Raw genomic sequence first — 24,561 nt, 5'->3', positions numbered from 1 at the left:
TCGCGTGAACGTTCACAGGAGGAGCCGCCATGCGGTCGAGCGCGAACGGCACCTTCTCGGCCAGACCGCCCGCGGACGGTTCCCGGCCGGCCGGCCCCCCTTCGGACGACGCCCGCGCGCAGGCCGCCCGGGACCTGCCGCACCTGCTGCGCGACGGCCCCTTCCCCCTCGCGCTCCGCGCCGCCCTCACCGCCCGCGGACTGCCCCTGCACCGGGTGCAGCACCGGCTCTCCGCCCGCGGCATCAAGCTCGGGGTGACCAGCCTCAGTTACTGGCAGCAGGGCGCCCGGCGGCCGCGCCGCCCCGAGTCCCTGAAGGCCGTACGGGCCCTGGAGCAGATCCTGGAGCTGCCCGAGGGCGCCCTGCTGCGACTGCTGGCCGCGCCTGATCCCGCCGCGCCCGGCACGGCCCGGCCGCCCGCGCGTTCGTACCGGGCGCTGTTCAGCGTGGGTGCGGCCGTGGAGGAGCTGCTGGCCGGCATGGAACTGCCCGCCGACGGCGGCCTGCACACCGTCGGACACCACGAGCGGGTGCGGATCGGGCCCGCCGGGGAACTGCTCGGCCGCGAATCGCAGCACGTCGTACGGGCCCACCGCGACGGGGTCGACCGGTACATCGCGGTCCACCACGGCGACCCCGGCTGCGATCCCGAGCGGATCCGGGTCCGGGCCGACGAGAACTGCCGGACCGGGCGGATCCGCCGCCACCCCGAAGCGGAGCTGGTCGTGGCCGAGCTCCTCTTCGACGCCCGGCTGCGCGCCGGCGACACCTACGTCTTCGGCTACGGCTTCGAGGACGGCACCGCCGGCCGCAGCACCGAGTACGTGCGCGGCTTCAGCTACACGGGCGGGCAGTACGTGCTCCAGGTCCGCTTCGACGAGGCGGCGCTGCCGGTGCGCTTCCGCCGATTCACGCGCAGCGGGCCGGACGCGCCGCGCGGTCGGCTCGCGGACCTGAACCCGAGCGGACCGCACAGGGCCGTGCACCTGGTGGAGCAGGGGGTCCGGCGCGGGATCCTGGGGATCGGGTGGGACTGGGACTGAGGGAGCGGCGGCCGGCGGCCACGGCGCCGGCCGGTCGGCCGGGCTGGCTGGCTGGCTGGCTGGCTGGCTGGCTGGCAGACGGTCAGCCCGCGACGAGCTTGCCGGCCTCGACCTTCACCGGAACCTCCGGCAGCGGGTCGGTGGCCGGGCCGCGCAGCACCTTGCCCGTGGTCACGTCGAAGCGGCTGCCGTGGCAGGGGCAGTTGCCCTCACCCTTGACGATCTTGTCCAGTACGCAGCCGGAGTGGGTGCACTGGGCACTGAAGGCCTTGTACTGGCCCGCCTCCGCGCAGCTGACGACGAGCTTCTTCTCCCGGAACAGCTTCGCGCCGCCGACCGGCACCTCGGCCGCCGCACCCAGCTCGACGGGCTCGGCGGGGACCGCCGGGGAGCCGGAACCGCTGTTGGTCTCGGTGGAGCAGGCCGTGAGCGCAGCACCGCCGCCGACGGCTCCGACGATCGCGGCGGCGCCCTTGAGGACGGTACGGCGGGCGGCGGACTGCGAGGCGGACATGCGGTTCTCCCGGAGTGAGGATGACGTGAGGTCGGGTCACGATGCGGCGGGGCCGGGACCGGCCCGGCCGGGCCCGGCGGGCCCGGCGGGCCCACCCGACGATACCCGCGCCCGATGGGATACCTTCCCCCGCGTGATCGTCGTCGGTGGAGAAGCCCTGATCGACCTGGTGCCCGTCGCAGAGCCGCCGGGCGCCCTGCTGCCGCGGCCGGGCGGCGGACCGTACAACACCGCCGTCGCGCTCGGCCGGCTCGGCGTGCCGACCGCCTTCTGCTCCCGGATCTCGACGGACGGCTTCGGCGCCTCGCTGCTCGAGGGGCTCCGCGCGGCCGGGGTGGACCTCTCCCTGGTGCAGCGCGGACCGGAGCCGACCACGCTGGCGGTGCCCTCGCTGGCCCCGGACGGCTCGGCGGCGTACGGCTTCTACGTCGAGGGAACGGCCGACCGGCTGTTCCGGCTGCCGCCCGCGCTCCCCGAGGGGGTACGGGCCCTCGCGCTCGGCACCTGCTCGCTGGTGCTGGAGCCGGGGGCCGGCGCCTACGAGACCCTGCTGCGCCGGGAGTCCGGGCGCGGGCTGCTGACCCTGCTCGATCCCAACATCCGCCCGGCGCTGATCTCCGACCCGGCCGCCTACCGGGCCCGCTTCCTGTCCTGGCTGCCGCACGTCGGCGTGCTGAAGCTGTCGGAGGAGGACGCGGCGTGGCTGGGCGGCCGCGCCGGCGACTGGCTGGCGGCAGGGCCCTCGGCGGTGGTGCTCACCCGGGGCGCCGGAGGCCTGACGGCGTGGACGCGGGAGGGCGCGGAGCACTCGGTGCCCGCACGCCGGGTCGCGGTGGTGGACACCATCGGCGCGGGCGACACCGTGAACGCGGCCCTGCTGCACCGGCTCGCGGCCGGCGCGGGCGTCCCGGGCCCGGTGGACTGGCCCGAGGTGCTGTCCTACGCCGCCGCGGCAGCCGCGCTGACCTGCACCAGGGCGGGCGCGGAGCCTCCGTACGCCTCCGAGCTCAGCGGAGGGCGGCCCACACCGTAGCGGCGACCGCGGGGGCGAACTCCTCGACCGGCCCGACCGTGTCGGGCCCGGAGAAGTGCAGGAAGAAGGCACGCTGGAAGCAGGCGCCGAGCAGCAGCGCGGCGGCGGCGGCCGGGTCGGCGTCGGGGCGCAGGCGGCCGCGTTCCAGCTCGCGGAACAGATGGCCGGTGAGGGCCTCCAGCACCACGTGCGGCCCCGCGCCGATGCTCCGCACGCCCTCGCGGTGGCGGGTGAGCAGGACAGGATCGGCGAAGAGCGAGGCGGACAGGGGCATGGCCTCGGCGTAGAAGAGCGAGGCGTACCGGGCGATCTCCGTCAGCCGCTCCTCGACCGGCTGGTCCCCCGGATCGCCGGTCAGCGCCGCCATCATCGCCCCGGCGTTGGGACGGCGCTCCATCAGCACGCGGACGAACAGCTCTTCCTTGTTCGCGAAGTACTTGTAGAGCGCGGCCTCCGAGCAGCCCGCCTCACGGGCGATGGCCTTCGTGGTGGCGTTGGCCAGACCTGTGGTGCGCATCAGGGCCTCGGCCGCATCGAGCAGGCGCTCCGGGGTGGACCGGCTTGACTTCGGGGTGAGCATTCACTCACCATAACGGAAGCAGGGGGTGAGTAAGCACTCACCCACCCCCTCACGCACCATGCCTCACACGCCATGCGCCACACATCATGCGTCACATGAATGCGGGAGCCAGGATGAAACTCACGGTGTTCGGAGCCACGGGCGGGGTCGGCCACGAGGTGGTCCGGCAGGCACTCGAAGCGGGCCACGAGGTGACGGCGGTCGTCCGCGACCCGGCGCGGCTGGACGTGCCCGCGCACGAACGGCTGCGGGTGGCGGTGGTACGGGACCTCTCCGACGAGGAGGCGCTCGCGTCGGTGCTGGAGGGTCAGGAGGCGGTGGTCTCCGCGCTCGGCGCGGCGAACAACAAGCAGGCCAGGCTCACCCCGATCGCGGGCCCGGCCCTGCGGTCGATCGTCTCCGCCATGGACCGGGCGGGGGTGAGCCGCCTGTCGGCGGTCAGTGCCGCGCCGGTGGCCCCGGACGGGCCGGAGGACGACGCGTTCACCCGGGTGGTGGTCTACCCGATCCTGCGCCGGGCCCTGCGGGACCTGTACGCGGACCTCGCGGTCATGGAGTCGGCGATCGCCGCCAGCGGTACGCAGTGGACGGTGATCCGGCCGCCGAAGCTGCTGAACCGGCCGTTCACGGGGACGTACCGGCGGGCGGTCGACGCCAACGTTCCGGGCGGCAAGGTGATCGGCCGGGCGGACGTCGCCGACGCCCTCCTGACCACCCTGTCCGACCCGTCGACCTCGGGCCACGCCATCGGCATCGCCGCCTAGGCCGCGGCCGCGCCCGGGACCCCCGGCTACGGCGGCGCGGGTGGGAGCGACCCGCGCCGCCCGACCGCGACTACGCCTTGCGGGCCCGCGTGGCCTTCTTCGCGGGAGTCGGGGCCGCCGCCTTCTTCGCGACAGCCGGGGCCGCCGCCTTCTTCCGCGGCGCCGCCCTCTTCTTCGCCGGCCCGGCGACCGGCTCGGAGGCCGCGTCGGAGATGCGGTCCGCGCCCAGGATGTCCCGCAGGAACTTGCCCGTGTGGCTCGCGCCCACCGAGGCGACCTGCTCCGGCGTGCCCTCGGCGACGACCAGGCCGCCTCCGTACCCACCCTCGGGGCCCATGTCCACGACCCAGTCCGCGGTCTTGACGACATCGAGGTTGTGCTCGATGACGATCACCGTGTTGCCCTTGTCGACCAGCCCGGACAGCACCTTGATCAGCTTCGAGATGTCCTCGAAGTGCAGACCCGTCGTCGGCTCGTCCAGGACGTACACCGTCCGCCCCGTCGACCGCTTCTGGAGCTCCGAGGCCAGCTTCACGCGCTGCGCCTCACCGCCCGAGAGCGTCGGTGCGGACTGGCCGAGGCGGACGTACCCGAGCCCCACCTCGTTCAGCGTCTTGAGGTGCCGCGAGATCGTCGGGACCGCCTCGAAGAAGCCCGCGGCCTCCTCGATCGGCATGTTCAGGACCTCGGCGATGGACTTGCCCTTGTAGTGGACCTCCAGCGTCTCCCGGTTGTACCGGTCTCCGTGGCAGACCTCGCACGGGACGTACACGTCCGGCAGGAAGTTCATCTCGATCTTGATCGTGCCGTCGCCGGAGCAGTTCTCGCACCGGCCGCCCTTCACGTTGAAGGAGAAGCGGCCCGGCAGATAGCCGCGCACCTTCGCCTCCATCGTCTCCGCGAAGAGCTTGCGGACGTGGTCGAAGACACCGGTGTACGTGGCCGGGTTGGACCGGGGGGTCCGGCCGATCGGCGACTGGTCCACGTGCACGACCTTGTCGACGAGGTCGTCTCCGTCCACCCGCGTGTGCCGCCCGGGCACCGAACGCGCGCCGTTGAGCTCGCGGGCGAGGTGCGTGTAGAGGATGTCGTTGACCAGCGTCGACTTGCCGGAGCCCGATACGCCCGTCACCGCCGTGAGCACGCCCAGCGGGAAGGACACGTCGATGTCCCGCAGGTTGTTCTCCTTGGCGCCGTGGACCGTGAGCTTGCGCGAGGGGTCCACGGGGCGGCGTACGTCCGGGAGCGGGATGGACCGCTTGCCGGACAGGTACTGACCGGTGATCGACTCGGGGTTCTTCAGCAGGTCCTTCAGCGAGCCGCTGTGCACGACCTTGCCGCCGTGCTCACCGGCGCCCGGGCCGATGTCCACGACCCAGTCGGCCACCTTGATGGTGTCCTCGTCGTGCTCGACGACGATCAGGGTGTTGCCCATGTCCCGCAGCCGGACGAGGGTCTCGATCAGCCGGTGGTTGTCGCGCTGGTGCAGACCGATGGAGGGCTCGTCCAGGACGTACAGCACGCCGACCAGGCCGGAGCCGATCTGCGTGGCGAGGCGGATGCGCTGGGCCTCGCCACCCGAGAGGGTGCCGGCGGCGCGGTTGAGCGAGAGGTAGTCCAGGCCGACGTCGACGAGGAAGCGGAGCCGCTCGTTGACCTCCTTGAGGACCCGCTCGGCGATCTTCTTGTCGCGGGCGTCGAGCTTGAGGCGCCCGAGGAAGTCCGCGCACTCGCTGATCGACATCGCGGCGACGTCCGCGATCGAGCGGTCCATCACCGTCACCGCGAGCACGATCGGCTTGAGCCGGGTGCCCTGGCAGGTGGGGCAGGGCACCTCGCGCATGTAGCCCTCGAAGCGCTCGCGGCTGGCGTCGCTCTCGGACTCCGAGTGGCGCCGCTTCACGAACGGCACCGCGCCCTCGAAGGCCGTGGTGTAGGCCCGCTCGCGCCCGTACCGGTTGCGGTAGCGGACCTCGATCTGCGTCTTGTGGCCGTAGAGCAGGGCCTTCTTCGCCCGCAGCGGCAGTCCGGCCCACGGGATGTCCGTGCGGAAGCCGAGCTCCCCGGCGAGCGCGCCGATCAGCCGCTGGAAGTAGTCCTTGGTGTGGCCGAGCGACCACGGGGAGACCGCGCCCTCGTCCAGGGACTTGTCCTCGTCCGGGACGATCAGCTCCGGGTCCACCTCCATGCGCGTACCGATGCCGGTGCACTCGGGGCAAGCGCCGAAGGGCGAGTTGAAGGAGAAGGAGCGCGGCTCCAGCTCCTCGAAGGAGAGGTCGTCGTACGGGCAGTAGAGGTGCTCGGAGTACATCCGCTCGCGCTCGGGATCGTCCTCGGCGAGGTCGACGAAGTCCAGGATCACCATGCCGCCCGACAGCCCGAGGGCGGTCTCCACGGAGTCCGTCAGCCGGCGCTTGGCGCTGTCCTTGACGGTGAGGCGGTCGATGACCACCTCGATGGTGTGCTTCTCCTGCTTCTTCAGCGTGGGCGGCTCGGAGAGCTGGATGGTCTCCCCGTCCACCCGGGCCCGGCTGTATCCCTTGGTCTGGAGGTCGGCGAAGAGGTCGACGAACTCGCCCTTGCGCTCGCGGACCAGCGGCGAGAGCACCTGGAAGCGGCTGCCCTCGGGCAGCGCGAGCACCTTGTCGACGATCGCCTGCGGCGACTGCCTCGAGATCGGCCGGCTGCACTCGGGGCAGTGGGGCTTGCCGATGCGCGCGAAGAGCAGGCGGAGGTAGTCGTAGACCTCGGTGATGGTGCCGACGGTGGAGCGGGGGTTGCGCGAGGTGGACTTCTGGTCGATGGAGACGGCCGGCGAGAGGCCCTCGATGAAGTCGACGTCGGGCTTGTCCATCTGCCCGAGGAACTGGCGGGCGTACGAGGACAGCGACTCGACGTAGCGGCGCTGCCCCTCGGCGAAGATCGTGTCGAAGGCCAGGGAGGACTTGCCCGACCCGGAGAGTCCGGTGAAGACGATGAGCGAGTCGCGCGGCAGGTCAAGAGAGACGTTCTTGAGGTTGTGCTCGCGAGCGCCACGAACGATGAGACGGTCGGTCACGCCGGTCCGCACCTTTCTTGAGAGAGCGGGGGCACTGGCCCCCGTCCCAGGGTATTGGGGGGCGCCTCTGCGGTGGAGTGGGAGACTGGACTCCGAGCGTATAGCACGTGCATTCGATTTCCGGCACTCCGCAGGCCTCTTCACCCGATCGTGTGGCGAGGACCCTCAACCACTAGGCTCGGCCGCATGATTGATCATGCGCACGACCTGCGATCCGTTCATGAGGCCACCGATCGGCTGCTGACCGCGGTCGCGAAGCTGGACAACGCGAAGCTGGCCGAAGAGTCACTGCTCCCCGGCTGGACCCGCGGCCACGTCCTGGCGCACCTCGCCCGGAACGCGGACGCCCTGGTCGAGGTCTTCGAGGGCCGCCCGATGTACGAGAGCGCCACCTCCCGGGAGTCCGACATCGAGCGTGATGCGGTGCGTCCTCTGCTGGAACAGCTCGAGGACGTCCGGAATTCCGCGGATCGCTGGCAGGCCGTCGCCGCGCGCCCGCAGGACTGGACCCGCACCGTGGAACTGCGCAACGGGGTCACCGACTCGGCGGCCCGGGTGCCCTTCCGGCGCCTGATCGAGGTCGAGCTGCACCACGTGGACCTGAACATCGGCTACGAGCTCTCCGACCTGCCCGAGGAGTTCACCGGCCGGGAGATCGAGTTCCTGGCCGAGCGCTGGTCGGGACGCCCGGACGTGCCGCCCACCGCCCTGTCCGCCACCGACGGACGCCACTGGCGGACCGGCTCCGCGGGCGACCCGGCCGTCACCGTCACCGGCACCGCCGCCGCGCTCCTGGGCTGGCTGGCCGGCCGCGCGGACAAGGGAGCCTCCCTGGCGACCGAGGGCGGACCCCTGCCGACCCTCCCTCCGCTCTAGGATCGGGTCCATGACGTACAGCGGAGCGGTCAAGGTCGGCGGTCCGGCCGACGTGCACGAACTCTCGGACCTGATGATTTCCAAAGTCGCGGTGGGCGACATGAACAACAACGCCTACCTGCTGCGCTGCCGGGCCACCGACGAGCAGCTGCTGATCGACGCGGCCGCGGAGCCGGAGACCCTGCTGAGCCTGATCGGCGAGGGCGGCATCGCCTCCGTGGTCACCACCCACCGGCACGGCGACCACTGGGGCGCGCTGGCGGACGTGGTCGCGGCGACCGGCGCGCGGACGTACGCGGGCGCCCACGACGCGGAGGGCATCCCGGTCACCACCGACGTGCTCGTCGCGGACGGGGACACGATCACGGTCGGACGGGTCACGCTGACCGCCCGCCACCTGGTCGGCCACACCCCCGGCTCGATCGCGCTGGTCTACGACGACCCGCACGGCCACGCGCACGTGTTCACCGGCGACTGCCTCTTCCCGGGCGGCGTCGGCAACACCTCGGGCGACGGGAAGGCCTTCACCAGCCTGCTCGACGACGTGGAGAACAAGCTGTTCGGCGAGCTGTCGGACGAGACCTGGGTCTACCCCGGCCACGGCAACGACACCACGCTCGGCGCCGAGCGCCCCCACCTGGCCGAATGGCGCGAGCGCGGCTGGTAGCGGGCACCGAAGGGGGCAACGGCCCGTCAACCTCACGCCGGACCGCACTCCCTTCCGGTCATTGATGACCGAACGCACGTCCCGAGGGGGGCGGGGCGGGGTAATTGCTGCACCATGCAACAGGATCCCTCCCCCGCTCCCCTCCCCCAGGCCAAGGCCGTACCGGCCACCGCCGAGGCGTCCCCCTCCTCACCCCCCTCCCCCTCGATGCTCCGGCTCGCCGCGGCCTCCCTCGTCGGCACAGCCATCGAGTTCTACGACTTCTTCGTCTACGGCACCGCCGCCGCCCTGGTGCTCGGCCCGCTCTTCTTCCCCTCCTTCTCCCCGCTCGCCGGAACCCTCGCCGCCTTCGGCACCTTCGGCGTCGGCTTCCTCGCCCGGCCCCTCGGCTCCGCCGTCTTCGGCCACATCGGCGACCGGTACGGCCGCCGCCCGGTGCTCCTCGCCTCCCTGCTGCTCACCGGCCTGGCCACGGTGGCGGTGGGCTGCGTGCCCTCGTACGCCTCCATCGGGATGGCCGCGCCGGTCCTGCTGGTCCTGCTGCGCTTCCTCCAGGGCCTCGGCCTCGGCGGGGAGTGGGGCGGCGCGGTGCTGCTGACCTCGGAGCACGCCCCCGAGGGGCGGCGCGGGCTCTGGTCGAGCTTCCCGCAGATGGGTCCGGCGGTGGGGTTCCTGCTGGCCAACGGCCTGATGCTGACCCTCTCGAGCACACTGTCCGACGGGCAGTTCGCCGCCTGGGGCTGGCGGGTGCCGTTCTGGGTGGCGGGACTGCTGGCCCTGACCGGGCTGTGGCTGCGCCGGTCGGTGGAGGAGACCCCGCAGTTCCGCGCACTGGCCGAGACCGGCCACCGGGCCGAGGCCCCCCTGGCCGAGGTCCTGCGGGGCCACTGGCGCCTGCTCCTGCTGACCGGCGGGGCACTGGCCGTGGGCTACGCCGTCTTCTACGCGGTCACCACCTGGTCCCTGGCGTACGCCACCGAGCACCTCGGCGTGCACCGGTCCGTGATGCTGGCCTGCATCATGGTGGCCGTCGCCCTCAAGGGAGCGGCCACCCCGGTGATCGCGGTGCTCGGCGACCGCTACGGCCGGCGCCCGCTGTGCCTGGCGGGCTGCACCGCCTCCGCGCTGTGGATGTTCCCGTTCGTGGCGCTGCTGCGCACGGCGGACCCGCTGCTGATGACCGTGGGCCTGTTCGGCGCCCTGCTCGGCATGGTGACGATGTTCGCGGTGGTGGGCGCGTACCTGCCCGAGCTGTACGCCCCGCGGATCCGCTGCACGGGCGCGGCCGTGGGCTACAACCTGGGCGGGGTGCTGGGCGGTGCGCTGACCCCGATCGTGGCGACGGCACTGGCGGACGGCTCCGGCCCGCCCTGGGCCGTGGCCGTGTACCTGACGGCGATCGCCCTGGTCTCGCTGGCCTGCTTCGCACTGCTGCCGGAGACCAACCCGGTGGTCGTCCGGCAGCGGACGGGCGCGGAGACGGAGCAGGGGGCGGAGCAAGGGGCGGCCGCAGCGGCCGCCCCCGTATAGCCGCTCAGCCGCTCAGCCGCTCTTGTCCTCGGTCGGCTTGTGTCCCGGGTACACGTGGCCGGGGGTCACGATGCCGGTGACGGCCTCCCCGAAGAGCGTGCTGGGCTCCTGTCCCTTGTGCAGGTCGTCGGTGGTCAGCACGATGACCATGGTGGCCTGCTCCTCCGGCAGGTAGACGGTCAGCGTCTCGTACCCGGGCAGCGAGCCGTTGTGGCCGATCCAGCCCTGGACGTTGAAGATGCCGAGCCCGTAACCCGCGCCGGGAATGATGCCGATCGGCTGGGTCTTCAGCCGCTCGGCCTGGGTCGCGGGGGTCAGCAGGGTGCCGGTGGCGAGGGTCTTCGCCCAGCTGCGCAGGTCCTCCAGGTCGGAGACCATCGCACCGGCGGCCCAGGCCCAGGACGGGTCGAAGTCGGTCGCGTCCACGATCTCCCCGCCGGGCAGGTCGTTCGTGTAGCCGTGTGCGTGCGGCTCGGGGAACTCCTTGCCGACGGGGAAGAGCGTGCGGCCGCTCAGCCCGGCGGGCTTCACCACGTCCTGCCCGATGACCTCCTCGATCGGCCGGCCGGTGATCTTCTCCACGAGCAGGCCGAGCAGGATCAGGTTGGTGTTGGAGTACTCGAACTTCGTGCCCGGCTCGAAGTTCACCGGGTGCTTGAAGGAGATGTCGAGCAGCTGCTGCGGCGTGAAGGTGGAGGTGCCGTTGAGCTCCTTGCCGAAGCCGGGGTCCTCGCTGTAGTTGAAGAGCCCGCTGCGCATGCCCGCCAGTTCGCGCAGGGTGATGCGGTCCCCGTTCGGGACGCCGCTGATGTACTTGCCGATCGGGTCGTCGAGCGAGAGCTCGCCCTGGTCGACGAGCTGGAGGAGGGCGGTGACCGTGAACGTCTTGGTCTCGCTGCCGATCCGTACCCCGAGGTCGGGCTTCATGGGCGCGCCGGTCGCCTTGTCGGCCACGCCGAAGGACTTCACGTAGCTGCCCTTGCCTGGTGACCAAAGGCCCACGGTCACGCCCGGCACCTTCGCCAGGTCCATCACCTCACGCACGACCTTGTCCAGTCGGGCGGCGACGGCCGGCGTGAGCTGCGGGAACTCCGTGTCGCCGTCCGGTGAGGGAGCCGCGGACACGGAAGGCGCCGGGACGGTCGCCCCGTACGCGGAGCCCGCGACGGCCGGGGCGATGAGCAGGCCGGCGGCGGCAACCGCCACACAGGCCCTGCGCATCCTGATGCGGGTCGGCCTCATGGGTCGGCCTCCTGTCGTACGACGACGAGGGAAACGTCCCACCAGCCTAGGCCGGTGCCACCCCGGTCGCGCGGCGACCGGGGTGGCACCGGATCAGGCGTCGATGCGCTCCGGGCCGGCGGCGGCCTCGGCCTCCGCCTGCTTCTTCGAGGCGATCAGGCTGGTGATCGTGGTGATCACCAGGACACCGCAGATGACGCCCAGGGAGACCGGGATGGAGATCTGCGGGACGTGCAGGCCCGACTCGTGCAGGGCGTGCAGCACGAGCTTGATGCCGATGAAGCCGAGGATGACGGAGAGGCCGTAGCTGAGGTGGACCAGCTTCTTGAGCAGACCGCCGATGAGGAAGTACAGCTGGCGCAGACCCATCAGCGCGAAGGCGTTGGCCGTGAAGACGATGTACGGGTCCTGGGTGAGGCCGAAGATCGCGGGGATCGAGTCCAGGGCGAACAGCACGTCGGTGGTGCCGATGGCGAGCATGACGACCATCAGCGGGGTCAGGACGCGCTTGCCGTTGCTCTGGATGAAGAGCTTGGTGCCGTGGTAGCGGTCGGCGACGCCGAACTTCTTCTCGATGGACTTGAGGAGGCGGTTCTCCTCGAACTCCTCTTCCTCCTCGTCCTTGCGGGCTTCCTGGATCAGCTTCCACGCGGTGTAGATGAGGAACGCGCCGAAGATGTAGAAGACCCACGAGAAGTTGGTGATGATCGCGGCGCCCGCGGCGATGAAGATGGCGCGCAGGACCAGGGCGATCAGCACGCCGATCAGCAGCACGCGCTGCTGGAGCTGCGAGGGGACCGCGAACTTCGCCATGATCAGGACGAAGACGAAGAGGTTGTCCACGCTCAGGGACTTCTCGGTGATGAAACCGGCGAAGAACTCCTGCGAGGCCTGGCCGTGCCCGAACACCAGCAGGCCGAGGCCGAAGAGCACCGCGAGGACGATCCAGACGACCGTCCAGATGCCCGCTTCCTTCATGGAAACGTCGTGCGGCTTGCGGCCGATGAAGAAATCGGCGCCGATGAGGATGCTCAGACCGAGAATGGTCAGCACCCATAGGAGCAACGAAACGTCCACTATTTACACGCCTCCGGCAGATGGCTCAGAACTTTGTCAGCGTCATCGCTGCCGGAGGTCTCTTCCACCCGGACGGCCAGGAGGCCACGGGCCGGCGCCCCGGGACCGATTGCAGTCCGTATTGACGGGCACGCCGTAGCAGGAAAGCAGGAATACTCCCCTCCGCACTCACCAGGGTACCCGCAGTGGGCGCCGAAGGTAAAGGGGACCCCAAGAACTGGTCAGCGGCCGGTCATCGGGGCCGGGCGGTGGACCGCCCGGCCGCCGCTACCGCGCGCCGCCCCGGGCGGCCGCGACCCGCTCCAGTGCCTGGTCGAGGACACGGCTGCCCTGCGGGGGCAGGTCCGGCTCGAAGGTCCAGGCGTGGTGGACCCAGGGGTCGGCGAGGTGGTTGTCCGGTACGGGCGACAGCCGCATCAGCGAGCGCCACAGCGGGTCCAGCAGCGGCCCGTAGGCCGAGGCCTCGTCACGGTCCGCGACCATCAGGAGGTGCACGCCGACCGCCGGGCCCTCGTCGGCGAGGTAGCGCAGACGGGTGACGGCGCGGTCGTCGAACCCGTGCGGGAAGTCGTGCACGATCAGCAGCTGGTCGGAGGTGTCCACATCGGGCGGCAGGTCCTCCGGAGCCCCGGCCCGCACCGCCATCTGTACGAGGTCCACCCGGCGGGTCAGCCGCTCCAGGGTCTCGGTGACCCCCGCGGCCCCGGCGGCGGGCGGCCCGGCCAGCACTCCCGCGCGCACCAGCGGGGCCAGCGAGGCGGCTCCGGCGCCGGCCGCGTCGATGACGTGGACGGCGAACCGGTCTGCGGGGTGCGCGGCCAGCATCCGCGCCGCGTGCGCGACGGCCATGTCCATGGCGGCCCGGCGCAGCCGGTCGGTGTCCATCGCCATGGCCGCCTCGGAGCCGGTGCGGCCGTTGTCGATCCACAGGCCGCGCTCCAGCGGGACCCGGGCCAGCATGGGGATGCGCAGGTCGGGCCGCTCGGGCAGGTGGAGGTCGCCCAGGCGCAGGGCGAGGGGGGCTTCGGCGGGTACGGAGTGCGCCTGCCAGACCGGGTTGTCCCAGCGCGCGTACGCCGCGGGCAGCGCGGGCTCGACCACCTCGGACTCGGCGGTGAGCTGGACCAGGTCCCGGTCGAGGACTTCCTGCGCCCGCGCGACCAGTTCTTCGCGGCGGGCCCGGGCGGTGTCCCGGGCGGCGTTCGCGGTGCCGCCGAGCCGGTGACGGGGGTCGGACAGCGCCTCGTCGAGCTCGCGGTCCATCCGGGAGTCGGCGAACTCGACGGCGCCGCGGTAGGCGGCGACGGCGCGGGCCAAGTCCTCGAACATGCCCCAGACCTGGTTGTAGAGCCGCTCCTCCATGGACCAGCCGCTCGCGTCCCCGGCGACGGGGCGGGGCGCCTCGCCCGGCCGCGGCGGCGCGGCGGGGCGCGGCCCGGGCTCGGGCGACTCGGTGCTGGTACGGCGGCGCGGGTGGGCGTAGCTGATGGTGGGCGGGCCGCCCGCGGTGTCCGGACCCGGCTGCGGGGGCATCGGCGGGGGCCCGGGGGCGGCCGGAACGTCCTGTGGCGCCTGGGCCGGCGTCTGGGGTGTGGCCGGGGCCCGGAGCCCTCGCGGAACGGTCGGGGCCGGCCCGCCGGGCATGACGGCCAGGGTGATGTCCCCGGCCGGAGCCGTGCCGAGGGCGGCGGCGGCCAGTTCGGCCGCGGCCGGAGCGGGCAGTCCGGCGTCGGTCAGGAGCGCACCGAGGCCGGCGGCGTACCCCTGGCCGACGGCGCGCACCTTCCAGGCGCCCTGGCGCCGGTACAGCTCCAGGGCCACGACCGCGGTCTCCGACTCCAGTCCGGTCAGCGTGTATCCGGCGAGCTCCGCGCCCTCCGGGTCGGCCACGGAAATGTAGGAGGCGGGGACCGCGCCGAACCGCACCGGCCCGCCGGGCGGCAGGGCCAGGACGAAGCCGACTCGGTGGACGGCCGGTGCGACCGCGTCGAGGTCGACCGCTATGCGGTGCTGCCCGGAGGCCTCCCCGGGCACTTCCAGCCCGGGGAGGGTGCGGGCGCCCGGGTGGGCGACCGCACCGGGGCCGGCGAGCCGGCCCGTGTCGTCACCGAGCTGGGCCAGGGCGAGCACGGGTGTGCCCGCCGAGACCCTGATCTCCACCCGGCTCCGGGACAAGGGGTGGTTCTGCCCCCGGACCAGTTCGGCCGTCATCGTGCAGCCCCTCCCCCGTACCCGTTCTTCCGCCGGGCCCTCGATCGTGCCCGGTCCTGCCGTGCTGTGCTGTTCTACCGGCCGTGCCGTTCCACCGGCCGTGCCGTTCTACCGGCCGTGCTGTTCCGCCGTGTTGCCGGTCCTGCTTACAGGTGCGGCAGGATCGCCGGCATCAGGTCCTGGAAGGTACGGCCGTTGGCCGGGTTCCCGAGGGCCGTCATCTGCCAGCCGGCGCCGACGCGCGACACCTTCGCCATGATCTGAGCGGTGTACTGGCCGCCACCGTCCAGCGTGTAGCGGGCCAGCTCCTGGCCGTTGGTCTCGTCGACGATGCGGCAGAAGGCGTTCTCCACCTCCTGGAACGTCTGGCCGGTGAAGGAGTTCACCGTGAAGACGATCTGGTCGATGTGCACCGGCACGCGCTGCAGGTCGACGAGGATCGACTCGTCGTCCCCGCCCTGGCCGACGCCGCCGACGAGGTTGTCACCGGTGTGCTTGACCGAGCCGTCGTCGCTCTGCAGGTGCCGGAAGAAGACGACGTCCACGGGCTGCTTGTCGGCGAAGAGCACCGCCGAAGCGTCGAGGTCGATCTCCCGGGTCCGCGAGCCGAACAGCCCCCGGCGCTTCGCCGCCTGCCAGCCGAGGCCCATCCGGACCGCGGTCAGCGTGCCTCCGTCCGCCTTCTGCAGACTGATGGCCTGACCCTTGGTCATGTTGACCGTCACGCGCTGTCCCCTCTCCATAGCCCTCCCCCGATGGGGGTGCGCAGCATGTACCTGCGGCTGGTGCCAACCCTACTGACCGCCTCCGGGTCAGGCGAGGCCCGCTTCCTTCATCTGTCGCAGCTCCTTCTTCAGCTCGCCGACCTCGTCCCGGATCCGGGCGGCGACCTCGAACTGCAGCTCCGCGGCCGCGCCCCGCATCCGTTCGGTCATCTGCTCGATGAGTGCGGCCAGTTCGGCGGCGGGACGGTCGGTGGCGACCACGGGACCCTTGGCCCCCTTGGCCCCCTTGGCGCCGGCCTTGCCGCCCGACGCGGCCTGCGAGGCCTTGCCGCCCAGTGCCGGGACGGGCGCCTTGAGGGCCTTGCCGTCCTTCGTCTGCCGGTAGCCGGTACCGAGGAGCTCCTCGGTGTCGAGCTCCTCGCGGGCGATCGTGGCCACGATGTCGTTGATCTTCTTGCGCAGCGGCTGCGGGTCGATCCCGTGGGCCGTGTTGTAGGCGACCTGCTTCTCGCGGCGCCGGTTCGTCTCGTCGATCGCCTGGGCCATCGCCGGGGTGATGCTGTCCGCGTACATGTGGACCTGGCCGGAGACGTTGCGCGCCGCGCGGCCGATGGTCTGGATCAGCGAGGTCCCCGACCGCAGGAAGCCCTGCTTGTCGGCGTCGAGGATGGCCACCAGCGACACCTCGGGCAGGTCGAGCCCTTCGCGGAGCAGGTTGATGCCGACCAGGACGTCGTACTCGCCGGCCCGCAGCTCGCGCAGCAGCTCGATGCGGCGCAGGGTGTCCACGTCGCTGTGCAGGTAGCGGACCTGGATGCCGAGCTCCAGGAAGTAGTCGGTGAGGTCCTCGGCCATCTTCTTGGTGAGGGTGGTGACCAGGACCCGCTCGTCCTTCTCCACCCGCTGGCGGATCTCGTGGACCAGGTCGTCGATCTGGCCCTCGGTGGGCTTGACCACGACCTCCGGGTCGATGAGTCCGGTCGGGCGGATGATCTGCTCGACGAAGCCGTCGCCGCGCGAGAGCTCGTACTTCCCCGGGGTGGCCGACAGGTAGACGGTCTGGCCGATCCGCTCCTGGAACTCCTCCCACTTCAGCGGCCGGTTGTCGAGGGCCGAGGGGAGGCGGAAGCCGTGGTCGACGAGGGTCCGCTTGCGGGAGGCGTCGCCCTCGTACATCGCGCCGATCTGGGGCACGGTCACGTGCGACTCGTCGATGACGAGGAGGAAGTCCTCGGGGAAGTAGTCGATGAGGGTGTTCGGTGCGGAGCCGCGCTCGCGGTCGTCCATGTGCAGCGAGTAGTTCTCGATGCCGGAGCAGGACCCGATCTGGCGCATCATCTCCAGGTCGTAGGTGGTGCGCATGCGCAGGCGCTGCGCCTCCAGCATCTTGCCCTGCTTCTCCAGCTCGGCGAGGCGCTCGGCGAGCTCGGCCTCGATGCCGCGGACCGCCTTCTCCATGCGCTCGGGGCCGGCGACGTAGTGGCTGGCGGGGAAGACGTAGAGCTCGCGGTCCTCGCTGATCACCTCGCCGGTCAGCGGGTGCAGGGTGGACAGGGCCTCGATCTCGTCGCCGAACATCTCGATGCGGACGGCCAGTTCCTCGTAGACCGGGAAGATCTCGATGGTGTCGCCCCGCACCCGGAAGGTGCCGCGGGTGAAGGCCACGTCGTTGCGCGTGTACTGGATGTCGACGAAGCGGCGCAGGAGCTGGTCCCGGTCCATCTCCTCGCCGACCTTGAGCGGGACCATCCGGTCCACGTACTCCTGCGGGGTGCCGAGACCGTAGATGCAGGACACGGAGGCGACGACGATGACGTCGCGCCGGGTGAGGAGGGAATTGGTCGCGGAGTGGCGCAGCCGCTCCACCTCCTCGTTGATCGAGGAGTCCTTCTCGATGTAGGTGTCCGACTGCGGTACGTACGCCTCGGGCTGGTAGTAGTCGTAGTACGAGACGAAGTACTCGACCGCGTTGTTCGGCAGGAGCTCGCGGAACTCGTTCGCCAGCTGGGCGGCGAGCGTCTTGTTCGGCGCCATCACCAGGGTGGGCCGCTGGAGCTTCTCGATCATCCAGGCGGTCGTCGCCGACTTGCCGGTTCCGGTCGCGCCGAGCAGTACGACGTCCTTCTCACCTGCACGGATGCGCTTCTCCAGCTCGGCGATGGCCGCCGGCTGGTCGCCGCTGGGCGTGTAGGAGCTGACGACCTCGAAAGGCGCCACCGTGCGTTCGATCTTCGATACGGGCCGCATGGGTCAACCGTACGACCCCCCACTGACACTCGGTGCCCGCCCGCCCCGTACGGAGCCGTGCGGGCCTGGTCCGTTTGTCGTAGTTCGGTGGCGGCCCGGTGATCGTCAACCCCATGATCGCCGTACGCGGCTCTCCTGAAAGTGCGTCGGAAACGCGCCGCCGCCAGTGCATCGCCGCAACGAATGCCGCTCCGCGCCCGTTTGACGGCAGGAGCAGGGCCCCTGACCCGAGGAGAACGCGCATGTACGTCCGATCCGCCGCCGCGGCCACCGCCGCCTTTCTGGGACTCACCCTGACCATCTGCGGTGCGGGCTCCGCCTCGGCCGCGCCCGGTCCTGACTGGCTGTCCAACCCGATCGTGTACGCCCACCGGGGGGCTTCGGCGTACGCCCCGGAGAACACCCTGGAGGCGATCGACCTCGCCATGGAGATGGGCTTCGACTGGGTCGAGAACGACGTCCAGCGCACCAGGGACGGGGAGCTCGTGGTCATCCACGACGAGACCCTGGCCCGGACGACCGACGTCGAGCAGGTGTTCCCCGACCGCAAGCCCTGGCGGGTGAAGGACTTCACCGCGGCGGAGATCGCCCGGCTCGACGCGGGGAGCTGGTTCGGGCAGGCGTTCGCGGGCGCCCGCGTACCGACCCTGCGGGCCTACATGAACCGGGTCCAGCGCAACCAGCAGCGGCTCCTCCTGGAGATCAAGAAGCCGGAGCTCTACCCCGGGATCGAGCGGCAGACCCTGGACCTGCTGGGTGAGACCGGATGGCTCGAAGAGAACCGCGTGGCCCGCCGGCTGGTGGTCCAGAGCTTCAGCGCCGCCTCGGTCCGCACCGTGCACGAGCTGCGCCCCGACCTGATCACGGCCTTCCTCGGCACCCCGGCCCTCGCCGACCTGCCGCGGTACGCCGAGTTCACCGACCGGATCAACCCCTGGCACACCACCATCAACAGCGACTGGGTCGCCGCGGTGCACGGACTGGTCGGCGCCCACGGCAAGGCGCTGAAAGTGGACACCTGGATCGTGGACGACGCCGCGACCGCCCGGAAGGTCCAGGACATGGGCGTGGACGGGATCATCACCGACAACCCCGACGTCGTACGGGAAGCGGTCGGCGGCTACTGACGGGCGGGGCGCTGTCAGCGGGGGGCCGTCAGGGGGGGCTGTCAGTGGGGGGCTGTCAGTGGGGGGCTGTCAGTGGGGGGCCGTACCGTGAAGAGGTGGACACTCCTGAGCCCCGCGGGCCGCACCTCGAATGGACCGTCGTCGACAGCGGCGACATCGGCATCGGGCCGCTGCTCCTCGCCGCCACCCCCGAGGGCCTGGTCAAGGTCGAGTTCCATGCCGGACCTGACCGGGCGGAGAAGATGATCGCCGCGCTGATCTCCCGACTCGGCGCGGACGCCCGGCGCCCGCCGCCGGGCGAGGAGGTCCTGCTGGCCGAGCCGATACGCCAGCTGAACGCCTACTTCGCCGGTACGCTGCGCCGCTTCGACCTGCCGCTGGACTGGCGCCTCAGCTCCGGCTTCAACCGGCAGGTCCTGCTGGAGCTGGACCGCACCGTTCCCTACGGGGCGGTCGTGGGGTACGGCGAACTGGCCGCCCGGGCCGGGGCACCGGGCGCGGCCCAGGCCGTCGGGAACGCCATGGGCTCGAACCCGCTGCCGCTGGTGGTGGCCTGCCACCGGGTCGTGGAGAACGACGGGGGCATCGGCGGTTTCGGCGGCGGCGTGGAGACCAAGCGCCGCCTCCTGGCCCTGGAGGGGGTACTCCCCCAGCCGCTGTTCTGAGGCGGCGGGCCGTGCTCCCGGTGCTCCCCGTACTCCCCGAAACCCTGTTCCCCCCGCTTGGCGAGGGGTGCGAAACTGCGGCGGTGACCACACCTTGCGCCGCGCCGGCAGCCCCTTCGCACCCGTGTCGGAGGTGGACCGCGTGAGCACCGCACCCGGCACCGCCCGGCCCTCCGTCCCGGTCACCGCCGCCGACCTGCCCAGGCTGCGGCGCCGCACCTCCGGGGTGCTGATCGCCGGCCAGGTGCTGGGCGGGATCGGCGTGCCCATCAGCATCGCCCTGGCCCCGGTCCTGGCCACCGAGGTCAGCGGCACGGAGTCGCTCTCCGGTTTCGCCTCGACCGCCTCCGTGATCGGCACCGCGGCCGTCTCCCTGCCGCTCGCCGCGCTGATGACCGCGCGCGGCCGCCGGCCCGGCCTGGTCCTGGCCTACGTGATCGGCGCGGCCGGGGCCGCGCTCGTCGTGCTCGCCGCCTCGATCAAGAGCTTCCCCCTGCTGATGCTCGGCATGGCGGCCTTCGGAGCCGCCTCCTCCGCCAACCTCCAGGCCCGGTTCGCCGCCGCCGACCTCGCCGAGCCCGACCACCGGGCCCGGGCCATCTCCGTCGTCGTCTGGGCCTCCACCATCGGCGCCGTGCTCGGCCCCAACCTCTCCGCCCCGGCCAGCCGCAGCTTCGCCGGCACCTCCATACCCCCGACGGCGGGGCCCTTCATCTGGGCCGGCGCCGTCTTCCTGCTCACCGCCACGCTGATCGGCGTACTCCTGCGCCCGGACCCGCTGCTGACGGCCCGCGCGCTCGCCCCGGCCGAGGACCAGACCCGCGCCGGGCGTTCGCTGCGCGCCGGGTTCGCGGCCGTCAAGGCCTCCCCCCGAGCCCGGCTCGCGCTGCTCACCATCGCGGTGTCCCACACCACCATGGTCTCGATCATGGTGATGACCCCGGTCGACCTCGGGCACCACGGAGCCGGGCTCCAGCTCATCGGGCTGGTCATCAGCGGGCACATCGCCGGCATGTTCGGCTTCTCGCCGGTGATGGGCTGGCTCGCGGACCGGATCGGCCGGCTGTCCGTGATCGGGCTCGCGGCGGGGCTGCTGTCGATCGCCGCGCTGCTCGCCGGCACGGCCGACGGGAACCACACCCAGAGCGGCGTCGGCCTCTTCCTGCTCGGCCTGGGCTGGTCCGCCGGCATGGTGTCCGGCTCGGCGCTGCTGACCGACTCGGTGCCGCAGCCCGCGCGGGCCGCGGTACAGGGGCTGGGCGACCTCACCATGAACACGGCCGCCGGGGTCGGCGGCGCCGCCGCCGGGCTGGTCATGTCCCAGGCGGGCTACGGCTGGCTCAACGCGGCCGCCGCCGCCCTGTTGCTGCCGATGGCGGCGCTCGCGCTGTTCACCTCGCGCCGGCGTCCGGCGAAGGCCTCCGACACCGGGACCGGTACCGGTCAGTAGCTGATGTGGTAGGCCTTGCGAAGGGTCTCATGGACGGTCCAGGTGGTCTTGTCGCCCTCGCGCAGGACACATGCGGAGCCGGGACCGACCTCCAGGGTCTCGCCGCCCTCCACCTCGACGGTGGCGCGTCCGCTGACCACCACGAACAGCTCGTTCGCCTCGGTGTCGGTGACGACGCCCGGGGTGATCTGCCAGATCCCGCGCACCTGCGAGCCGTCCGGCGCCTCCCACAGCACCTTGCCCGTCACGACGGGGTTCCCGGAGACGATCTGCGCGGGGTCGAGCTCGTCCACCTCCAGCTCGGAGTCGGGGAAGTCCGGGACGGAGACGGCGAAGGATGCGGGGGCGGGGGCATCGCGGTGATCACTTGTGCTCATGGTCCGGGAGCCTAATCGGGGCGCCCGGCGCGTCGGGGTGATCAGAGCGTCCAGCGCGCGCCCGCCCCACCCGTCACCCTGTCGCCCTTTTCGACGCGCCGTGCACCTTCTTGACGCATCACTCACACGGCTCGGCCCTGGCGGGCCTCCCCGGCCTGGGGCCCGGTGGGCGGGTGAGGGTCGGCTCGGCCCTGCGGGGCGGGGTCGCCCAGCCGCCCTTCCACCGCTCCCCCGGGCTCCGCCCGGACCCGTGCCTCACACGCCGTCGGGGCCGGGTGTGCTCCCGGGCCGGCCCGGACGCGGCCCTCGGACCCCGGACGGGCCGGAAGCGCCGCAGCGCGGGGACCGGGGCAGGAGCTCCGGCGCAGCCCGGGGCTCCTGCCCCGGGCTGCGAACCGCTCAGGGCGGCGTCGGCCGAATCCAGCCCCGCCGGCGTGTGAGGCGCGGGGTCCGGGCCGGCCCGGGGAACGGTGGAAGGGTGGGTAGGGGACTTCGCCCCGCTCGGCGGCACACCCTCGGATGCCCTGGCCGACCCCGCCACCCCAACCCCCGCGCACCCGCCCCATGGCCGGCACGGGCGACACGGGCGGCACGTGCGACGGAGCCGGGGCATCAGGCCGGCGCCGGTGACCCGGTGGCCGGGGGCGGCCGGCCACCGGGGCACGCCGCCGGGGCGGGTTCGCGCCGGTGCGGCGTCCGGGCGTTTGGGGGGCCGGATCGCGTGCCAGGGATGGGGACATGTCACAGCACACAGCATCTGAGCACACGGCATCGTCCTCGGTCGGGGCCGCCGCGGCCGCAGCCGCGGTCCCGGTCCTGTCGGAGGAGGTGCGCGAGGCCCTGGCCCGCCGGCAGCCCGTCGTGGCGCTGGAGTCCACCATCCTCGCCCATGGCCTGCCCCGCCCCCGCAATCTGGCGGTGGGCCTGGAACTGGAGGAGCTGGTCCGGTCGGAGGGAGCCGTTCCGGCAACGATCGCGGTGGTCGACGGGGTGGCGTACGCCGGGCTGGACAAGGCCCGCCTGGAGCGCATCGCGGGCGGCGAGGGCGTACGCAAGCTCGGCCACCGGGATCTCGCCCCCGCCCTCGCAGCGGGGGCGACGGGCGCGACGACGGTCTCGGCCACGGCCTTCCTGGCCGCGCGGGCGGGGCTGCGGGTCTTCGCCACCGGCGGGCTGGGCGGCGTACACCGGGACTGGACGCGGTCGCAGGACGAGTCGGCGGACCTCGCGCTGCTGGCGCGGACCCGGATCACCGTGGTGTGCGCGGGGGTGAAGTCGATCCTGGACGTGCCCGCGACGCTCCAGCGCCTGGAGACCCTGGGGGTGGCGGTCCTCGGCTACGGGACGGATCGTTTCCCCGGGTTCTACCTGGCCGATTCCGGCGAGCCTGTCGACTGGACCGTGCACCGCCCCGAGGAGGTGGCGGCCGTGATGGCCGCTCAGGACCTCCTCGGTGGCGCGGAGTCGGCGCTGCTCGTGGCCAACCCCGTGGCGCCGGAGCATCAGCTCGATCCGGAGCTCCACGACCGGGTCCTTGCCGAGGCGCTGTCGGAGTGCCGGGAGCGGGGCATCACGGGGCAGGCGGTGACCCCGTTCCTGCTGGGGTTCTTGGTGCGCGCGACGGGCGGCGCCTCCCTGGAGGCCAACCTCGCGGCGGTACGGGGCAACGTGCGCCTCGGCGCCCGGATCGCGCGGGCCTGGGCGGCCCGGCCGTGACCGCGGCGCCCGCCGCTCCCGCCGGGCCGGGGGCGCTGCTGGTCGTCGGGGACGTGGTGACGGACGTCGTGGCGGTGCACGCGGAGCCACTGGCTCCGGGTACCGACACTCCGGCCCGGATCCGGACCCTGCCGGGCGGCGCCGGGGCCAACGCCGCCTGCTGGGCCGCCCACGCGGGCGCTCCCGAGGTACGCCTCCTCGCACGGGTCGGCGCCGACTCGGCCGGGTGGCACGAGCGGGCGCTGCTCGACGCGGGGGTGCGGCCCAGACTGGTGGTCGATCCCGCCGAGCCGACCGGGACGGTGGTGGCGCTGGTCGGCGAGGACGCGGAGCGGACCTTCCTGACCGACAGCGGGGCCTCGCTGCGGCTCTCCCCCGCGGACTGGGAGCCCGGACTGCTGGACGGGGTCGCCCATCTCCACCTGTCGGGCTACCTGTTCTTCGCCGACACGAGCCGGGAGCTGGCCCTGGTCGCGCTCCGGGCCGCCCGCGCCCGGAACGTACCGGTGAGCGTGGACCCGGCCTCGGCCGGGTTCCTGGCCGCGCTGGGTCCGGAGCGCTTCCTGGCCGCCGCGGCAGGGGTCGGCGTACTGCTGCCGAACTCGGACGAGGCGCTGCTGCTCGCGGGGTCGCACGGGCCGGCCGGGGCGGCCGGGGTCGCGCGGGCCGCGGCGGAGCTGAGCCGGCGGGTGCCGTTGGTGGTGGTCACCCGGGGCGGGGCCGGAGCGCTCATCGCCGAGGACGGCCGGGTGACGGCCGAGGTCGCGGCGGAGAGCGCCGAGGCGGTGGATTCCACGGGCGCCGGGGACGCCTTCACGGGAGCCTTCCTCGCGGCCCGGCTGGCGGGGGCGGGCTCGGCGTGGGCCGCGGGGGCGGGCTGCCGGGCGGCCGCGCTGGCGGTGACACGGCTGGGCGGGCGGCCGTAGGGAGAAGGGGGAAGGGGGAAGACCGTACGGCCGCGCCAGTGGGCGTTACGACGTGTACTGCTGGTCCATCCAGTCGATCACGCCGGCGCCGTTCAGGTGGTAGCGGAAGACCCGGCCCTGGTTCGGGTGGGCGATCAGCCAGTCGATGAGCTGCTGGAGCGTGATCGGCTTGCTCACCGGGCTGGCGATGACGGGGGTGACGGCCGTGATCTTGGCATCCTCGGCGATGTTGAGGTAGGTCTCCTTGCCCACCGTGTCGAAGGGGGCGGCGTCCATGCCGGGCGCGGCGCAGCCCCAGTTGCCGTGCTTCACGATCAGGCTGTGGACCCCGCCCTCGGGGGTGTAGCGGTAGACGGCGACCTCGTCGGGCGAGATCGGCATCTTGTGGTCGCAAGGGGAACCGGGCGCCGGCGGCTTCTTCGTGCCCGCCGGGGTGCCGGTCGCAGTGGCGGTGGGGGTGGCGGTGGCGGTGGGAGCCGGCTTCTTCGACGGAGCGGAGGACGGTGACGGCGAGGCGGTCGGCGTGCTGGTGACCGTGGCCGCCGCGCTGGTGACGGGGCTCGCGGGGGTGCCCGCCGCACCGGTCTCGTCGTCCCCGTTGCAAGCCGTGAGGGCCAGGGTCGCGCACAGGGCCAGCGCTGCGAGCGCCGCCTGCGTGCGGGTCCGTCTCTCGTCCCGAACCACCGTGCCGTGTGCGCGCATTGCCTTCTCCCTCTGCCAAGGCGCCACCGGG

General features: G+C 72.5%; 21 protein-coding genes. 11 read left to right on the top strand and 10 right to left on the bottom strand.

Annotated features, from left to right (window positions below):
- Positions 1 to 29: 29 nt before the first annotated feature.
- Entirely contained in the window at positions 30 to 1,043 is a 1,014-nt protein-coding gene (locus ACFYM0_RS26490; RefSeq protein ID WP_388505660.1) for a hypothetical protein, read from the top strand.
- Positions 1,044 to 1,125: 82 nt separating this feature from the next.
- Here ACFYM0_RS26490 and ACFYM0_RS26485 read toward each other — a convergent pair whose 3' ends face one another.
- A complete protein-coding gene (locus ACFYM0_RS26485; protein WP_388505659.1) occupies positions 1,126 to 1,557 on the bottom strand; it encodes a Rieske 2Fe-2S domain-containing protein in 432 nt (143 codons plus the stop codon).
- A 133-nt stretch (positions 1,558 to 1,690) separates the two neighbouring features.
- On the opposite strand from ACFYM0_RS26485, the gene ACFYM0_RS26480 reads away from it, so the two are divergent.
- Positions 1,691 to 2,590 (top strand): carbohydrate kinase, encoded by a 900-nt coding sequence (locus ACFYM0_RS26480; protein ID WP_388505658.1) that lies wholly within the window; start codon positions 1,691 to 1,693, stop codon positions 2,588 to 2,590.
- On the opposite strand, the gene ACFYM0_RS26475 is transcribed toward ACFYM0_RS26480, so the two are convergent.
- Complete coding sequence (locus tag ACFYM0_RS26475) at positions 2,565 to 3,170, bottom strand: TetR/AcrR family transcriptional regulator (protein ID WP_388505656.1); 606 nt, start codon at positions 3,168 to 3,170, stop codon at positions 2,565 to 2,567. The genes ACFYM0_RS26480 and ACFYM0_RS26475 overlap by 26 nt on opposite strands.
- 113 nt (positions 3,171 to 3,283) lie before the next feature.
- Here ACFYM0_RS26475 and ACFYM0_RS26470 point away from each other — a divergent pair, with 113 nt between their 5' ends.
- A complete protein-coding gene (locus ACFYM0_RS26470; protein WP_388505654.1) occupies positions 3,284 to 3,934 on the top strand; it encodes an NAD(P)-dependent oxidoreductase in 651 nt (216 codons plus the stop codon).
- Positions 3,935 to 4,004: 70 nt separating this feature from the next.
- Here the strand turns inward: ACFYM0_RS26470 and uvrA are convergent, their stop codons facing one another.
- On the bottom strand, positions 4,005 to 6,992 hold the full coding sequence (gene uvrA / locus ACFYM0_RS26465) for an excinuclease ABC subunit UvrA (protein ID WP_388505652.1): 2,988 nt from the start codon (positions 6,990 to 6,992) through the stop codon (positions 4,005 to 4,007).
- Positions 6,993 to 7,178: 186 nt separating this feature from the next.
- Between uvrA and ACFYM0_RS26460 the strand changes: the two genes are divergently transcribed.
- The 3 genes from ACFYM0_RS26460 to ACFYM0_RS26450 all read left to right on the top strand — a co-directional run bounded on the left by ACFYM0_RS26460 (position 7,179) and on the right by ACFYM0_RS26450 (position 10,065).
- Positions 7,179 to 7,868, top strand: coding sequence for a maleylpyruvate isomerase family mycothiol-dependent enzyme (locus ACFYM0_RS26460; RefSeq protein WP_388505650.1), 690 nt, complete (start codon positions 7,179 to 7,181; stop codon positions 7,866 to 7,868).
- Between the two features lie 10 nt (positions 7,869 to 7,878).
- Positions 7,879 to 8,535 carry an MBL fold metallo-hydrolase gene (locus ACFYM0_RS26455; RefSeq protein ID WP_388505649.1) on the top strand — a complete coding sequence of 219 codons (657 nt, stop codon included), beginning with the start codon at positions 7,879 to 7,881 and terminating at the stop codon, positions 8,533 to 8,535.
- 207 nt (positions 8,536 to 8,742) lie between these two features.
- Entirely contained in the window at positions 8,743 to 10,065 is a 1,323-nt protein-coding gene (locus ACFYM0_RS26450; protein WP_388505848.1) for an MFS transporter, read from the top strand.
- Between the two features lie 12 nt (positions 10,066 to 10,077).
- Here the strand turns inward: ACFYM0_RS26450 and ACFYM0_RS26445 are convergent, their stop codons facing one another.
- The 5 genes from ACFYM0_RS26445 to uvrB form a co-directional block, all read right to left on the bottom strand.
- Positions 10,078 to 11,307, bottom strand: a complete 1,230-nt coding sequence (locus ACFYM0_RS26445; protein WP_388505647.1) for a serine hydrolase domain-containing protein — start codon at positions 11,305 to 11,307, stop codon at positions 10,078 to 10,080.
- Between the two features lie 93 nt (positions 11,308 to 11,400).
- Entirely contained in the window at positions 11,401 to 12,384 is a 984-nt protein-coding gene (locus ACFYM0_RS26440) for a TerC family protein (RefSeq protein WP_388505645.1), read from the bottom strand.
- A 267-nt stretch (positions 12,385 to 12,651) separates the two neighbouring features.
- On the bottom strand, positions 12,652 to 14,595 hold the full coding sequence (locus ACFYM0_RS26435; protein ID WP_388505643.1) for a TerD family protein: 1,944 nt from the start codon (positions 14,593 to 14,595) through the stop codon (positions 12,652 to 12,654).
- Positions 14,596 to 14,741: 146 nt separating this feature from the next.
- Positions 14,742 to 15,320, bottom strand: coding sequence for a TerD family protein (locus tag ACFYM0_RS26430; RefSeq protein ID WP_254383773.1), 579 nt, complete (start codon positions 15,318 to 15,320; stop codon positions 14,742 to 14,744).
- A gap of 87 nt (positions 15,321 to 15,407) precedes the next feature.
- A complete protein-coding gene (gene uvrB, locus ACFYM0_RS26425) occupies positions 15,408 to 17,567 on the bottom strand; it encodes an excinuclease ABC subunit UvrB (RefSeq protein ID WP_388505641.1) in 2,160 nt (719 codons plus the stop codon).
- A 242-nt stretch (positions 17,568 to 17,809) separates the two neighbouring features.
- On the opposite strand from uvrB, the gene ACFYM0_RS26420 reads away from it, so the two are divergent.
- The 3 genes from ACFYM0_RS26420 to ACFYM0_RS26410 all read left to right on the top strand — a co-directional run bounded on the left by ACFYM0_RS26420 (position 17,810) and on the right by ACFYM0_RS26410 (position 20,809).
- Positions 17,810 to 18,694, top strand: a complete 885-nt coding sequence (locus ACFYM0_RS26420) for a glycerophosphodiester phosphodiesterase (protein WP_388505639.1) — start codon at positions 17,810 to 17,812, stop codon at positions 18,692 to 18,694.
- A 95-nt stretch (positions 18,695 to 18,789) separates the two neighbouring features.
- Positions 18,790 to 19,359 carry a methylated-DNA--[protein]-cysteine S-methyltransferase gene (locus ACFYM0_RS26415; protein WP_388505637.1) on the top strand — a complete coding sequence of 190 codons (570 nt, stop codon included), beginning with the start codon at positions 18,790 to 18,792 and terminating at the stop codon, positions 19,357 to 19,359.
- Between the two features lie 142 nt (positions 19,360 to 19,501).
- The gene (locus ACFYM0_RS26410; RefSeq protein ID WP_388505635.1) at positions 19,502 to 20,809 is read left to right on the top strand and encodes an MFS transporter; all 1,308 of its coding nucleotides are present in this window, start codon (positions 19,502 to 19,504) and stop codon (positions 20,807 to 20,809) included.
- Here ACFYM0_RS26410 and ACFYM0_RS26405 read toward each other — a convergent pair.
- Positions 20,803 to 21,186, bottom strand: a complete 384-nt coding sequence (locus ACFYM0_RS26405; RefSeq protein ID WP_388505633.1) for a cupin domain-containing protein — start codon at positions 21,184 to 21,186, stop codon at positions 20,803 to 20,805. The two genes, ACFYM0_RS26410 and ACFYM0_RS26405, sit on opposite strands and share 7 nt — an antisense overlap.
- Before the next feature lie 738 nt (positions 21,187 to 21,924).
- On the opposite strand from ACFYM0_RS26405, the gene ACFYM0_RS26400 reads away from it, so the two are divergent.
- Entirely contained in the window at positions 21,925 to 22,902 is a 978-nt protein-coding gene (locus ACFYM0_RS26400) for a pseudouridine-5'-phosphate glycosidase (protein WP_388505631.1), read from the top strand.
- A complete protein-coding gene (locus ACFYM0_RS26395; RefSeq protein ID WP_388505629.1) occupies positions 22,899 to 23,828 on the top strand; it encodes a carbohydrate kinase family protein in 930 nt (309 codons plus the stop codon). The genes ACFYM0_RS26400 and ACFYM0_RS26395 overlap by 4 nt, the downstream gene beginning before the upstream one ends.
- 45 nt (positions 23,829 to 23,873) lie before the next feature.
- Here the strand turns inward: ACFYM0_RS26395 and ACFYM0_RS26390 are convergent, their stop codons facing one another.
- Positions 23,874 to 24,530 (bottom strand): hypothetical protein, encoded by a 657-nt coding sequence (locus ACFYM0_RS26390; protein WP_388505627.1) that lies wholly within the window; start codon positions 24,528 to 24,530, stop codon positions 23,874 to 23,876.
- Positions 24,531 to 24,561 lie beyond the last annotated feature (31 nt).

It is taken from the genome of Streptomyces sp. NPDC006487 (assembly GCF_042870555.1).
In the GTDB taxonomy this organism is placed as follows: domain Bacteria; phylum Actinomycetota; class Actinomycetes; order Streptomycetales; family Streptomycetaceae; genus Streptomyces.
This window is presented reverse-complemented; position numbering and strand designations above follow the sequence as displayed.